This window comes from Adlercreutzia sp. ZJ154 (assembly GCF_011039055.1).
Classification (GTDB): Bacteria; Actinomycetota; Coriobacteriia; order Coriobacteriales; family Eggerthellaceae; genus Adlercreutzia_A.
In genome coordinates, this window is the sequence record NZ_JAAKEF010000001.1 from 137114 (window position 1) to 150893 (window position 13780).

General features: G+C 43.5%; 15 protein-coding genes. All 15 read right to left on the reverse strand.

Annotated elements, in window-relative coordinates:
- Positions 1 to 70: 70 nt before the first annotated feature.
- The 15 genes from rpsO to lepA all read right to left on the reverse strand — a co-directional run bounded on the left by rpsO (position 71) and on the right by lepA (position 13740).
- On the reverse strand, positions 71 to 358 hold the full coding sequence (gene rpsO, locus G7Y37_RS00640) for a 30S ribosomal protein S15 (RefSeq protein ID WP_165060216.1): 288 nt from the start codon (positions 356 to 358) through the stop codon (positions 71 to 73).
- Between the two features lie 138 nt (positions 359 to 496).
- Positions 497 to 1279, reverse strand: a complete 783-nt coding sequence (recO, locus tag G7Y37_RS00645; protein WP_165060219.1) for a DNA repair protein RecO — start codon at positions 1277 to 1279, stop codon at positions 497 to 499.
- A gap of 1 nt (position 1280) precedes the next feature.
- Complete coding sequence (locus tag G7Y37_RS00650) at positions 1281 to 2663, reverse strand: PASTA domain-containing protein (RefSeq protein ID WP_165060222.1); 1383 nt, start codon at positions 2661 to 2663, stop codon at positions 1281 to 1283.
- Between the two features lie 82 nt (positions 2664 to 2745).
- On the reverse strand, positions 2746 to 3663 hold the full coding sequence (gene era, locus G7Y37_RS00655; protein WP_370514590.1) for a GTPase Era: 918 nt from the start codon (positions 3661 to 3663) through the stop codon (positions 2746 to 2748).
- Between the two features lie 45 nt (positions 3664 to 3708).
- Positions 3709 to 4155: a diacylglycerol kinase gene (locus G7Y37_RS00660; RefSeq protein ID WP_165060224.1), complete on the reverse strand. Its 447-nt coding sequence runs from the start codon at positions 4153 to 4155 to the stop codon at positions 3709 to 3711.
- Complete coding sequence (ybeY, locus tag G7Y37_RS00665) at positions 4152 to 4622, reverse strand: rRNA maturation RNase YbeY (protein WP_165060225.1); 471 nt, start codon at positions 4620 to 4622, stop codon at positions 4152 to 4154. The genes G7Y37_RS00660 and ybeY overlap by 4 nt, the downstream gene beginning before the upstream one ends.
- A 2-nt stretch (positions 4623 to 4624) precedes the next feature.
- Complete coding sequence (locus G7Y37_RS00670) at positions 4625 to 5578, reverse strand: PhoH family protein (protein WP_165060227.1); 954 nt, start codon at positions 5576 to 5578, stop codon at positions 4625 to 4627.
- A gap of 45 nt (positions 5579 to 5623) precedes the next feature.
- A complete protein-coding gene (locus G7Y37_RS00675) occupies positions 5624 to 6847 on the reverse strand; it encodes a MiaB/RimO family radical SAM methylthiotransferase (protein ID WP_165060229.1) in 1224 nt (407 codons plus the stop codon).
- Complete coding sequence (locus G7Y37_RS00680) at positions 6844 to 7632, reverse strand: 16S rRNA (uracil(1498)-N(3))-methyltransferase (RefSeq protein ID WP_165060230.1); 789 nt, start codon at positions 7630 to 7632, stop codon at positions 6844 to 6846. Before G7Y37_RS00680 ends, G7Y37_RS00675 begins: the two co-directional genes overlap by 4 nt.
- A gap of 1 nt (position 7633) precedes the next feature.
- On the reverse strand, positions 7634 to 8773 hold the full coding sequence (gene dnaJ, locus G7Y37_RS00685; RefSeq protein WP_165060232.1) for a molecular chaperone DnaJ: 1140 nt from the start codon (positions 8771 to 8773) through the stop codon (positions 7634 to 7636).
- An 8-nt stretch (positions 8774 to 8781) separates the two neighbouring features.
- Positions 8782 to 9519 (reverse strand): heat-inducible transcriptional repressor HrcA, encoded by a 738-nt coding sequence (locus G7Y37_RS00690; RefSeq protein WP_165060234.1) that lies wholly within the window; start codon positions 9517 to 9519, stop codon positions 8782 to 8784.
- A 74-nt stretch (positions 9520 to 9593) separates the two neighbouring features.
- The gene (gene hemW, locus G7Y37_RS00695) at positions 9594 to 10709 is read right to left on the reverse strand and encodes a radical SAM family heme chaperone HemW (RefSeq protein WP_165060236.1); all 1116 of its coding nucleotides are present in this window, start codon (positions 10707 to 10709) and stop codon (positions 9594 to 9596) included.
- Between the two features lie 2 nt (positions 10710 to 10711).
- Positions 10712 to 11692 (reverse strand): tRNA dihydrouridine synthase DusB, encoded by a 981-nt coding sequence (gene dusB, locus G7Y37_RS00700; protein ID WP_165060239.1) that lies wholly within the window; start codon positions 11690 to 11692, stop codon positions 10712 to 10714.
- Positions 11693 to 11696: 4 nt separating this feature from the next.
- On the reverse strand, positions 11697 to 11888 hold the full coding sequence (locus G7Y37_RS00705) for a hypothetical protein (protein ID WP_165060242.1): 192 nt from the start codon (positions 11886 to 11888) through the stop codon (positions 11697 to 11699).
- 46 nt (positions 11889 to 11934) lie between these two features.
- Positions 11935 to 13740, reverse strand: coding sequence for a translation elongation factor 4 (lepA, locus tag G7Y37_RS00710; RefSeq protein ID WP_165060245.1), 1806 nt, complete (start codon positions 13738 to 13740; stop codon positions 11935 to 11937).
- Positions 13741 to 13780: the final 40 nt, after the last annotated feature.

Genomic DNA, 13780 nt, shown 5'->3' on the forward strand with positions numbered 1-13780 from the left:
GCGGCCCCATGCCGCTTTGTGGCTTTATGCCATTGCGACGGGACCCGCTTCTGCGGGTCCCGAAAAGCATTTAGATATTGTCGCGAATGCCCAGTTTCTTAATCAGGGTACGATATTCATCGATATCGCGATTTTTGATGTACTTCAAAAGACCGCGTCTCTTACCAATTAGCTGCATAAGACCGCGGCGTGTGTGGTTATCTTTCTTATGTACTTTCAAGTGCTCGGTAAGGTTTCTGATGCGTTCTGTAAGAATAGCAACTTGTACTTCTGCGCTGCCTGAATCAGCATTGCCCTTGCCAAATTCCTTAATAAGTTCGGCAGTTTTTTCTTTAGTGATACTGTACTTGTTGGACATTCTATCCACCTTTCATATATGCCTGTTAGGCTTTTCGTATACTTTCATCTCTGGGCGAACAAGCTGTGGACAACATGAAAGCCAAGCGATGAATTTGCTGCAAAGTGCAGCCTTAAAATGATACTTCAAAGCAGCCTACTATTCAAGATTAAGCGCCGTATTCTCTATATCCAAAAGAAAATCAAGCGATTTTAATCTAGTTCCCACATGAAATTTATTCCAATCGCGGCATAACTCTAACACGCTAATCGCAAATGCCTTGTCGGCAGGAGTGTCTGCGATGTTTTTATATCGCGCCTTTAGAAGCGAAGCTGCCAATGCAATAACTTCGCCGTTAACAGGATAAGCGTTTTGAAGATTTGCGCATGTGGCGCACAGCCCGCCACCATCAGATAATGAAAAGTAAACTTCTTTGCCGCCATTTTTCTCAAGACTGATATCGCATATTGCACAGCTATCTAACTGTGGCATAAGTCCGGCAAATGAAAACAATTTCAAAAGTGATGCTGCGCATATATAAAGTAATTGCGCATCGTTGCATTCGCTCATAATATCGAAAGTAGCCATTAGCAAATCATAGAGACGGGGATGTTTTAATTCTGGTTGTGTTAAATGTTCGGCTAATTCAGCGACACACGACGCACAGGCAGATTTTTCTATGTCGTTGCTAAAATTAATATGTGAAACGTTTAGTCTGGCTTCCTTAATAATATCTAAGCTGCGCCCACGAGAACATAGCAAATCAACACTGTTATATAGTTCCAGTTTTCCAGCAAAAGCTCCACCCGGCTTGCGAGCACCTTTTGCTACGGCGCGCAGTTGCGACCCATCTTTAGACAACATGGTAACAATGATGTCTGATTCGCCTAGCTTGGTTTTCTTAAGAATAATTGCCTCTACATTGTAAGTAGGTTGTGCCAAATTATGATCCTTGCTTTATCGGCGGTTCTATTGAAGATATTTGATTAGAATCGGTCCATACAATAGAGCCATCAACTACTTCATAATTACCGTAGCGCGTTTCAGTTTGCGTGCCAAACCATGTAACGGTTTGTATGGGACGCACCGTTATAGAAAACTTACAAGTATTACCGCCTTCAAATGTAACATTGTTGACCTTACTCATTTCATAAAGGGAACCATTCATAGTAATAGCAGGCGTATTATTGAAGAAATCCTTAGTTAGCTGGATTAGTTCGCTCGATCGATTATGGGCAATATATACAACTACTTTCGATCCGGAATTGAGAGGCGATCCTGCTTCAGGGTCGGTTTTTACAACTTGTCCTTCGGGCGCATCTTCAGTGTTGTATTGTTGAGTGCTGACACTATAGCCCTCCGCTTCTAGCGCAGCTTGCGCCTCGTCTTTCGTTTTGCCGCTTACGTCTGGCACGCGGAAAGGTTCTGCCACTTCGATAGTTATGCGTGCATCTGCCTTAGCCCGTGTAGATGCGTCGGGATTAACGCTTAAAACAGTATCGGTTTTTTCATTAGATTTCTTGTACATAATTTCATAATTTGTAAAACCGGCTTCGCGCATAAGCGATTCGGCTTCCTCTAGCGGTTTTCCCACAACATCGGGAATAAAGCGGGCAATAGAAATCCTAAGCGTAACCGTTGTTTTTTCGGGAGCGCGCGTACCGGCTACAGGGTCGCTAGATAAGACAATTCCCTCAACCTCATCAGATATAACTTCTTCTATTTGCACGCCAAAACCCGACTCTTGTATTGCATATGTTGCATCTACCTGCGACATACCGGAAACATCGGGCACAACGCGCCCTCCCCAGAACTGCGCAAAATACGTTAAAGCGACAGCTGCCGCAATAAGTAAAGCTAATATAGCCAAAATGATTCCGAATTTTTTTCCGCTGAAGTGGTGTTTGCGCTTTGCAGCAACTGGTGGGGTTTCGTCAATTCGATAATCGCGCGAAGCAACCTCATTTAATGAGTTTGGAGATGAAGGTGCATCGTTAGACTCAATTGGTTTTGTTGGTGCATTGGAGTTTGATTCCTCAAAATCATCCTCAAAATCGTCTAATGTAAGAAGTGTAATAGCATCTGAAGAGAAGATATCGTTTTCGTTATCGTCAAAACTTACAGTAGGAATGAAGCCTTCGTCTATCGTAAGGCTTTCGCTGTTCAAATCAATCGTGTCAGCATTTTCAAAGCTATCGTCTTCGTAGTTTGCAGCAAAAGGTTCACGTACAGTTGCTGTTGGTTTAACTGAAGGCAGTTCGTATCCGCATTCGTCGCAGTATTTCGCAGCGGACCTATTGGGAGTTTGACAATTAGGGCAGATCATTTGGGCTTTGCTCCGTTTTATGTATATTAGCGCCTATATCCTAGCAATATTCTATATTAGATGAAGCCTATTTCGAGCAAGACTATTCACCATAACCAAAACGCCTGATTTGGTTAGCATCGCGTCTCCAGTTACGTTTGCATTTTACAGATAAATCTAAAAACACGCGGCACGATAAAAGCTGTTCTAGGTCGGCTCTAGCCTGTATTCCAATTTCGCGTATAGCTGCGCCTTTATGTCCAATAATTATTCCTTTTTGGCTTTCGCGTTCTACATAAATTGTGGCGAAAATACGCATTAAATTTTTCTTGCGCACATATTCCATTTGCTCTACAGCCACTCCTATTGAATGAGGCACTTCATCATGGAATTCGCGCAAAATTTTCTCACGTATAAATTCAGCGACCATAACTTCTTCAGAAAGGTCAGTTTCCATATCGTCTGGAAACCATTTAGGTCCTTGCACTAAATAGCTACTAGCAAGTTCAATAAATGAGTCAACGCCTGATTTTGTTTTGGCAGATAGTGCAACGATGCCATCCCAATCTGTCAATTTCTCAGCTGAAGCTAACTGTGTTTCCAGTTTCTCTTGTGAAATAAGATCGGTTTTTGTTAAGACGCAAATTTTAGTAGCACGCACTTTATTCAAAAGATTTGCTACCCACTCATCTCCGCGACCAATAGACTTGCTGGAATCGATTAACATACATGCCACATCTACATCCAAAAGAGCGTTTTCGGCAGATATGTTCAACTCCTCGCTCAGCGCATCGTGCGGTTTGTGTATTCCGGGAGTGTCAACAATTACCATCTGATAACTGTCGGTTGTAAGTACGGCACGAAATCGATGTCTTGTTGTCTGCGCGGTATTGGATGTAATAGCAATCTTTTTACCCATAATTACATTTAATAATGTAGATTTACCGGCATTTGGTCTGCCGATAAAGGCAACAAAACCAGACCTAAAGTCTTGTTCTACATTTCCTTGCATGCCGCCCATTTCGGGGTGCTCAGCAAAATAAGCATCTAAATCCATGTGTATTACCTATCCAGATATAAAAGTACCTACGATGTAAATAATGCGGGGAATGTAGACGATAGCTGCAACAATTAACGATCCAATAGCCGCTATATATACAGCTCCGGCTGCGCAATCTTTAGCGCGCATTGCAAGAGCATTCCACTCGGGCGATACCATATCAACTACCGATTCGATAGCGGTATTTAACACTTCTAGCGACATAACAATTGCTATACATAAAACGATAGCAAGCCATCCCGCTTCTGAAACCGAAAGAAGGAAACCCAACAATATAGCTGCGATAGCAAAACATATATGCACTTTTAAGTTTTTCTGCGTAGCGAAGGCATACATTATGCCCTTACGAGCGCATCTAAGAGCGCATATAAATGGAAATGTAGATTTATCCCCTGCGTGTCGAACGAATTTTTCATCTTTGTCGCAGCGCGACCGATGCTGCTTTTCGGTCATTTACAAATCTCGTTTCTCCATCGTTTAAGAAGTTCATCTTCGCGAGCTTCCATTATTTCGGCTTCATCATCAACAATATGATCGTAGCCGCAAAGATGCAGTAACCCGTGCACCAAAAGCAATTCGATCTCTTGCTGGAATGTCTGTCCAAATTCAGATGATTGCGCCTCGGCAACATCAACAGCAATTACTACATCTCCCAATTCGTAAACTGGGTTTTGCGGCAATAGCGTAGCCGATAGATCGTCTTCTACAGAATCGCACTCAAATGAAAGAACATCGGTAGGTCCGCTTTTGCCTCTGTATTGCGAATTTAGCTTTGCCATAGTTTCGTTATCGACAAATGTTATTGAAACCTCAGTAGTAAAGGGCTTTTGCTCTTCGGCGATAATAAATTGCGCTAATTGTTGTATAGGCATGTCTTCTAGGTCTTCTTTACGATAGTCGAAAGCGACCAGTATATCCATCGTTACTCCTCTGAGGCTTTATCGTATGCAGCCACTATTGCTGCAACTAAAGAATTACGTACAACATCTTTACCTGAAAAAGCGCAAAATTCTATATCGTCAACATCAGCTAATACACGTTTAGCTTGAAGAAGCCCAGATGAGCCCGTAGGCAAATCTGTCTGGGTTTCGTCACCTGTTATTACCATCTTAGAACCAAATCCAAGTCGCGTTAGAAACATTTTCATTTGTTCGGGTGTGGTATTTTGCGCCTCATCCAAAATTATGAAACTATCGTTAAGAGTGCGCCCGCGCATAAATGCAAGTGGTGCTATTTCGATAACACCTTGCTCTAGCAAAGAATTTGTATGTTCGGGATCTGTCATATCGAAAAGAGCGTCGTATAAGGGACGAATGTAAGGGTCTACTTTTTCTGTAAGTGTGCCCGGTAAGAAACCTAAATTTTCGCCCGCTTCAACTATTGGTCGCGAAAGGATTATGCGACCAACTTCCTTGTGCTTTAGTGCGCTTATTGCCATAGCCATTGCAAGATAAGTCTTACCTGTGCCAGCCGGACCAATGCCAAAAGTTATCGTATTGTTTCTTATTGCGTCTACATAGCGCTTTTGACCAGCAGTTTTAGGTCGTATAGCATGTCCTCTGTGCGCAAGCAGAACATCTTTGCGCAGCGCAGACGGACTTAGCGCATCAGAGCGCACCAATTCAATTAGATGGCGAACATGCTGTTCGTCTAACAATATGGAACTTTGCGCATTCTTTATCATGTCATCAAAAATTGCAGTAGCGGAATCTACCTCAGATGACACACCTTCAATTGATATAACATTGCCACGTAAAGTAATGCGCGCATCTATAGAGTCTTGTATTAGCCGCAGCAAAGCATCTGCATGTCCAGAAATAGATGCCACATCGACATCTGCTGGTATTTGTAATTCTGTATGGATAATTTCTGCCATGTTTGTAATTGTATCATCTAAAAAAAGCGATACACTTGTATGCTCTTAATCAACTGTGCGCAATTCTGGTTTTAATAAAACTTCAACAAAATTGCCGGGTGAATAAGTTTTTGAAACCTCCACTTCGTAATAGCTTTCAGTACATGCGCGCCCACAAATTTCAACAACTGCACGCTCAGACGTATTGCACCTACTAAGATAGTCTTCTTCTCGCAATTTTGCAGAAAGTTCTCTTAATTCAGTTGCTCTAGCAGCTTTAACAGCCGATTCAATTTGATCCTTTCTAAGCGCGGCAGGTGTGCCAGCTCTCATGGAATATGGAAACACATGCATTTTTGAAAATTTCGATGCCTTTGAAAGGGCAATGGTTTGCTGAAAATCTTCGTCAGTTTCTCCGGGAAAACCCGCAATTACATCGGTTGAAATGCTAATAGTGGGAACAGCGCTTCTTATTCGACATATAAGTTCACTGAAAAATTTTGCATCATAGGGACGCGCCATTTCGCGTAAAACTTTACTGCTGCCCGATTGTAGCGGAAGATGCAAATGTCTACAGACGCGACCTTTAGATGTCGCCAGTAGCTCTATAAGAGATTCATCCACATCGCGAGGCTCTATACTAGACACGCGAAAACGAGGACTTCTGCCCGCGCTATCTGTTATGTTTGAAGTTTCCTCTAGCAGTATACGAAGCAACCCGGATAAGTTAAGACCATCTAAATCGTATGTTCCCAGATTAATACCGGAAAGCACAATTTCTTTGACGCCCGACTGCGCAAGCGATATACAGTCTGCAATAATTTGTTTGCTAGGACGGCTTTTAGCTACACCACGAGCAACATGGACTATGCAGTAAGTACAAGCATTATTGCAACCGTCTTGAACTTTTACTCCAACGCGAGCATGCGTAGAACCTGCTAAACATATATGTGAGGTTGCGCTATCTATTAAGCCGCGCAAATGATGCAAGACTTTTTCCTTTGGAACAACCTCAACTCTAGTATCCATTTCTAAAAATTCATTTGCCGAAATAGCCGATGCGCATCCAGTGACCAGTAATGCAGCAAAGGAATTGCCTCGCAAAGCGCTGCGAACCACCTTACGTGTCTTCTTCTCTGCCTCGGCTGTTACTGTACATGTGTTAATTATTATTAAATCGGCATATTCGGGCGAAACTTTTTGTGCGCCGGATGAAGTAAGGAAATTCTCATAAGAATCAGATTCAACTCTGTTTACTTTGCAACCAAGGTTTATGACGGAAAACCTCATCGCCTACTCCGAATACTTGAATTGCCCAAACCGCCAAGTTCGTATATTGCAATAGCGCTGGCAACAATTCCAGCAGTTTCGGTACGCAGTATTGTTGAGCCTAAACTTACGAGATGTGCTTCGCTATTACATGCAAGAATTGCATCTACTTCGCTTTTTTCAAGTCCGCCTTCTGGACCAATAACTAAAGCTATATTAGCAGCGTTTGGTTTATTGCTTAAAGCCTGCCCAATGCCTATTGCTTGCGCGGCTTCCTCCCAGCATACAAGCACAATATCCATTTCAGATAGCGTATCTATAACGGCACTTAAAGCCATAGGGTCAGATATATGAGGAATGCTAGACCGACCCGATTGCATAGCAGCACTTTTAGCAATTGTAAGCCATCGCTGGGTTTTCTTCTTCGCTTTGTCGCCTGCAAGTTTTACAACTGTGCGCGAACACTGCATTGGAATAATACGCGCTACTCCAAGTTCGGTTGTATGGCGAACTATATCATCCATTTTGTCAGCTTTTGCGATGCCCTGCACAAGAGAAATATTCCATGCTGGAAGATTGGTTTGTACATGTTGACATATACGCACAATCATTTCAGACCCATTGAAATTTACAACTTCGCATTCAAAATAATCTTGCGTAGCATCTATAACAGCTATATGCTCGTGACATTTTATGCGTAATGCGCGCGCATGTTTTAAGTCGTCAACTGCAAGGCGCAATACGAACTCAGGGGCTGTTTCATCTACCAGCACCTGATCGTCTAAGAAAAAATGATGAAGTGACATACTAAATGAAAGCCTCACGTAGTTTTTGTAGCGGCGACTTTACTTCATTGTATTCTTCGCCCATTTCTTCAGCCAGTTTTTCTAATAATTCGCGCTCTTTTTTAGACAGCTTCTTAGGTATGTTGATAGATACGTGCGCATAAAGATCGCCGCGAGAATCGCTTTTAATCTTTGGCATGCCGAAACCTTTAATGCGCAAAACATCTCCATTTTGAGTACCGTGCGGGACTTTGATAGATACTTCTTCGTCTTCAAGAATGCCATCTATTAAAACTGTCGATCCTAGCGCTGCTTGCACCATAGAAATATCAATTTGGGCATGCAGATTATCGCCGTCACGCTCGTAGTATTCATGCGGCTGCATGCGAATAGTTACAATCAAATCGCCAGAGGGCGCACCCTGCAATCCCGCTTCGCCGTAATTAGGAACACGGAGTTGCTGACCATCGTGGATTCCTGCAGGTATTTCTACAGAAACGCGTTGTCTATCTGGAATACGACCCTGTCCGCCACATTCTTCACATGCGCCTTCTATGCTCTCGCCTGTGCCATTACACTTCGAACAAGTCTGAGACGATTGCATATCTCCCAAAAATGTTCGTTGTACTGTAACTACGCGTCCGGTGCCTCCGCATTCAGGGCATTGTACGCTTTTGCCATCTGGGCCAAGACCTGTGCTATTGCAATCGGCGCATGGTGCTAATCTATCGTATACGATCTCTTTTTTTACACCTTTAGCTGCTTCTTCCAGAGTAATCTTTAATCCGATGCCCATATCTCGACCATCTTTGCGCACCTGACGCGCAGCGTTTGAGCCAAAGCCGCTAAAGAAAGACGAGAATATATCGCCCATTCCACCGAATCCGCCACCGAAAATATCTTCAAAATCAACGTATCCACTACCTCCCCCGGCAGCCCCGGGAATGGTACCAAAACGATCATATTGCGCTCTTTTAGATGCATCAGAGAGCACATCGTATGCCTCGTTTAATTCTTTGAATTCATCTTCTGCATTTGGAGATTTATTAACATCGGGATGCAATTCGCGAGCGCGTCGCCTGTAAGCCTTCTTTATTTCGGTTTCATTTGCATCACGAGAAACGCCTAAGATTTCATATAGATCTTTCGTAGCAGTTGGCATATTGTGTTTTATCCATTCTCTCCCATTGCGTCTCGTGCTGCTCTTACTGCACGAATAACGCCTGTGTAATCCATACGTGTAGGTCCTATAACGGCTACTATTCCCTGAGCAGATCCTCTACCATATACTCCGGTAATAACCGAAACGCCAGAGAGCCCAGCAGATGCGTTTTCGCTTCCAATGCGCACCATTATATTGCCGCTGCGCTGCCCTTCGTCATTGAATACGCTAAGCAATACCGATTCATCTTCTAATATTTCCATCAGGGGTAATAAGGTAGACGAATCTTGAAACTCCGGTTTTCGCATCAATGCGGAAAGACCCATTCGTGAAATCTGGCGAAGATGAGTTTCTCCTTCATCGGGCGGTAAAACCAAAGATAGACAATCAGTTAGACGAGCAAGTTCGGCAGAAGTACGCTCCATAAGTTCATCCAAAACATCGGCACTTTTGCGCAATTGCTCTACAAGTGAGCGATGTGGATGATCGTCTTTAAGCGCACCCGATGCTATTAGCTCTTCGACGTAAGCGCGATATCCCGCATCAGTGGGAATGCGTCCTGCAGATGTGTGTGGCTGCTGGATGTAACCTTCGTCTTCTAGGGCAGATAAATCGTTTCTGACCGTAGCAGAACTGACACCTAAACCATAATGTTCAACTATGGTTCGCGACCCTACGGGCATAGCATGAGCTATATATTCTTCTATGAGCGCCCGTAAAACCTGCTGTCGCCTATCGGAGAGCATCTTCCTCGCTTCCAAAATTCAAACTATTGTATACAGTGTGTCTTATTTTAGCAGCCGAAGGTCTAGAGTGCTAATTATTGATTAGATAAATCTAAAAGTGCTCCATAAAGATGATTGCCGCACAACCAACCGCGCTTTGTTGGTTGCCATCTATTATCGGCATGTTCCAAAAATCCATCTGCAGCCAAGTCTTGAAAAGCTTGCATAGCTTGCGGAAGAATCAATGCAGCTTCATTCAACTTATCATCTGATACACCTTTAGCCATTCTCATTGCAAGCATAAGATCTTCTGCCACCATTTGAGAGGCATTCAGATCGTCTACTACATGATTATCTTGTACTCGCATGCGCCGACTAGCATTTTGGGTCATAGTGGTGGCGGAAAATCCAATACCTAAATAAGGAATTCCTTGCCAATATGAACAATTATGTCTGCTTTCATATCCGGGTATTGCGTAATTAGCTACTTCGTAATGCAAAAACCCACTTTGACGTAAAATGCGACTGGCTTCTTCCATCATATCGGCTTGTAAGTCTTCATCAGGCTCGGGAAGCATATTGGCGCAAATCATATTATTTAGCGGAGTATGCTCTTCTACGCTAAGTGGGTAGATGCTTATGTGCTTTACTCCAAGTTCTATCGCTTGGCGCGCATCTGATATAAAACTATCAAGGGTTTGCCCGGGAAGTCCGCACATCAAGTCTACGCTTATGTTCTCAAATTTGCGCTGCGCTGTACGTATTGCGTTTGCGGCTTCCTCAGAATTATGCGCGCGTCCAATTAACGACAATAAATTATCATCGAAACTCTGTACACCCAACGAAAGCCTATTTACGCCAAGCGCCCACAGATCATCCACCATTCGTTCATCCAATGATTCTGGATTTGCCTCTACGGTGCACTCTACGCTAGGCGTTAGATGCATGCTAATTCCAAGCGCATACAACAAACTTGTTAAGTTTGCATTTCCTGCATGCGTGGGTGTGCCACCTCCTATGTAAACAGTTTCAATTGAAGACAGTTCACCTGCTTTGGAAAATTCGCGAATCTTTGATATAAGATCTTCAAAGTACTCTGTTATTTCAGGGGAAGAACTATCTTGGGCTTTTGTTGTGAAATCGCAATAGATGCACCTACTTTTACAAAAGGGAATATGGATATAGAGAGCTTTGTAAGGATCGTGTGGCATGCTTATCCCTCTTCCGCAACGATATGTGTCCTATGCAGTAAAGAATCAAACAACTCTTCGAAATCTTCTAACGATTCACACTGATTAATGCGCCCTCTTGCGGCGCTAGCGAAAGGCATTCCGGTTATATACCACATGGCATGTTTGCGCATGCGTACAATATTGCGCCCTTCGCGCTGACTTAAAAGCTGTGCATGTTGGCGCGCCATTGATATACGCTGCTCCATCGTAGGAATACTCGGTTGCGCAGCACCATCTAAAGCTGCTTTAATCTGAGTGAATATCCACGGATTACCCTGCGCGCCGCGCGCCACCATAATCGCGTCGCAGCCTGTCTTATCGATCATGCGTATAGCATCTGAGGCGCATTTGATATCGCCGTTACCTATAACCGGAATAGATACAGAAGACTTAACTCTAGCAATGGTTGACATATCAGAAACACCGCGATACATCTGGGTTGAAAACCTACCATGAACACATACTGCAGCTGCGCCAGCCTCTTCCATATGTTTGGCGAAAGCGGGTGCTGTCTCGCCTGTCTCTTCGCTGTATCCGCGGCGAAATTTCACAGTGACCGGATGTTTCACCACACTTGCAACTGACTTTACTATTTCAGCAGCAAGTTTTGGTGTCTTCATAAGCGCAGAGCCATCACCTTTTGACACGATTTTGCGAGCAGGGCAGCCCATATTAATATCTATGCAAGCCAGTGCATCACCCATTACATCTTCTATCCAAGCTGCTTGTGCAGACATTATGCTGGGTTCGTGCCCAAATATTTGCACGCCAACTTGCATCTCGCCTTCCGCCCTATCTAGCAAATGACGAGTCTTTTCATTAGCATATGAAAGTCCTTTTGCTGAAACCATTTCAGTAAACGCAAGATCGGCTCCGGCATGCAAGCATAAACTGCGAAACGCAATATCAGAAACACCAGCCATTGGCGCTAAAAGAACACGTTTGCCGAATACACCTTCCACAGAACTACTCAAATGAATTAAGTTCAGCAAATACGCTGCATCCAAATAGAGCTAAAACAATTATCAAAACAAGCAATACCAATATAACCAAAATGCAACTGCGACTTTGAGATGAGTGTGCTTTCTGGAGCTCAGCTTTTTGAGCCTCTTCATCAAAAGGATCATTTAGCCAATCGTATTCTTGTCTCTTTTTCATGTTTCAATAATATATAACTTCATGTTCTAATAAAAGGCGATGTTTTCTATTCGTCAACTTTCAATATAGCCATAAACGCTTCTTGCGGAACCTCTACACTACCGATGGCTTTCATGCGCTTTTTACCGGCTTTTTGCTTTTCAAGTAACTTGCGCTTGCGGGTAATATCGCCGCCGTAACATTTTGCAAGTACATCTTTGCGCTTCGCCTTAACTGTTTGACGCGCCAATACTCTGCCACCAATAGCGGCTTGAATTGGCACTTCAAACATTTGACGCGGAATAATCTCTTTCAGTTTCTCGCACAGCACGCGCCCGCGATCGTAAGCCTTATCGCGATGGACAATAAACGACAGGGCATCAACTGGTTTACCTGCCAATAGAATATCTAGCTTCACTAAATTTGACGGTTTGTAGCCCATAAACTCGTAATCTAAGCTGGCGTAACCTTTTGTGCTAGATTTTAACTTGTCAAAGAAATCCATTATTAATTCCGACAATGGTATTTCCCAAAGCATTTCAACAGTTGTTTGAGACAAATAGTTCATGGTGACAAAAGTGCCGCGCCGCGCAACGGTTAAATCCATTACTGCGCCTACATAATCTGGCGGAATTAGCACTTTAGCCTTTAGATAGGGTTCCTCTATGCGCTCTATAGCGCCGGGATCTGGCATTTCTTGTGGCGAATTAAGCGATATCATATCGCCACCTTTTAGGAAAACGTGATATTCCACGCTTGGCGCAGTAGCCAAAAGGTCTAAGTTAAATTCACGTTCTAGACGCTCTTTTATGACCTCCATATGAAGCAAACCTAAAAAGCCAACACGGAAGCCAAATCCAAGCGCATGTGATGTTTCGGGTTCCCAGACAAGCGCCGGATCGTTCAAGCTTAACTTTTCAAGCGCTTCTTTAAGCGGCTCGTATTGATCGCCTTCTATAGGATAAAGCCCTGTGAAAACCATAGGTTTCGCTTCGCGATACCCCGGCAAAGGTTCGTCTACCCCGCTTTCAACCGATGTTATCGTGTCGCCAACTTTTACTTGGCTAACATCCTTCAAGCCTGTAACTAAATAGCCGACTTCACCCGCACTAAGTGCATCAGTGGGCTGTTCTGCGGGTCGTCTTGCACCCACTTCCTCTACAAGAGCCTCTTTACCAGTAGCCATCATATATATTTGATCGCCTTTTGAAACGTGCCCGTCTATAACGCGAATAAGGGCTACAACGCCTCGGTATGCATCAAAAAAGCTATCGAATATAAGTGCGCGCAATGAAGCATTAGGGTTGCCTGTAGGAGAAGGAATGTTGTAGACAACAGACTCCAGCAAGTCGTGTATGCCTTGCCCGGTTTTGCCAGAAGCAAGTACTGCATCATCTGCGGGTATTGCCAAACTATCTTCAATATCAGCACGAACACGTTCAGGCTCTGCTGCCGGTAAATCTATCTTATTAATAAGCGGAATTATTTCTAAGTTGGCATTCATGGCAAGCATGGCATTAGCAACAGTTTGAGCCTCTACTCCTTGCGTGGCATCTACCACAAGAATTGCTCCTTCACATGCTGCTAAACTCCGTGATACCTCGTAAGTAAAATCAACATGACCCGGAGTGTCAATCAAATTAAGTTGATATTCTTCGCCATCGTCTGCGGTATACATAACGCGTACAGCTTGGCTTTTTATTGTTATTCCGCGCTCGCGTTCTATATCCATCGTGTCAAGTAACTGCTCTTGCATATCGCGCGCAGCAACAGTACCGGTTTGTTCAAGAATGCGATCGGATATGGTCGATTTGCCATGATCTATATGGGCAATTATTGAAAAGTTTCTTATATGTTGAAGATCTTGCGACATTTCATCTTCCGTGTACGTAGTTTAATAATTAATTACAGCG

Coding starts and splice junctions, on each gene's coding strand:
- rpsO (WP_165060216.1), bottom strand. CDS start 358: ATGTCCAACAAGTACAGTATCACTAAAGAAAAAACTGCCGAACTTATT.
- G7Y37_RS00650 (WP_165060222.1), bottom strand. CDS start 2,663: ATGATCTGCCCTAATTGTCAAACTCCCAATAGGTCCGCTGCGAAATAC.
- era (WP_370514590.1), bottom strand. CDS start 3,663: ATGGGCGGCATGCAAGGAAATGTAGAACAAGACTTTAGGTCTGGTTTT.
- G7Y37_RS00660 (WP_165060224.1), bottom strand. CDS start 4,155: ATGACCGAAAAGCAGCATCGGTCGCGCTGCGACAAAGATGAAAAATTC.
- ybeY (WP_165060225.1), bottom strand. CDS start 4,622: ATGGATATACTGGTCGCTTTCGACTATCGTAAAGAAGACCTAGAAGAC.
- G7Y37_RS00670 (WP_165060227.1), bottom strand. CDS start 5,578: ATGGCAGAAATTATCCATACAGAATTACAAATACCAGCAGATGTCGAT.
- G7Y37_RS00675 (WP_165060229.1), bottom strand. CDS start 6,847: ATGAGGTTTTCCGTCATAAACCTTGGTTGCAAAGTAAACAGAGTTGAA.
- G7Y37_RS00680 (WP_165060230.1), bottom strand. CDS start 7,632: ATGTCACTTCATCATTTTTTCTTAGACGATCAGGTGCTGGTAGATGAA.
- dnaJ (WP_165060232.1), bottom strand. CDS start 8,773: ATGCCAACTGCTACGAAAGATCTATATGAAATCTTAGGCGTTTCTCGT.
- G7Y37_RS00690 (WP_165060234.1), bottom strand. CDS start 9,519: ATGCTCTCCGATAGGCGACAGCAGGTTTTACGGGCGCTCATAGAAGAA.
- hemW (WP_165060236.1), bottom strand. CDS start 10,709: ATGCCACACGATCCTTACAAAGCTCTCTATATCCATATTCCCTTTTGT.
- G7Y37_RS00705 (WP_165060242.1), bottom strand. CDS start 11,888: ATGAAAAAGAGACAAGAATACGATTGGCTAAATGATCCTTTTGATGAA.
- lepA (WP_165060245.1), bottom strand. CDS start 13,740: ATGTCGCAAGATCTTCAACATATAAGAAACTTTTCAATAATTGCCCAT.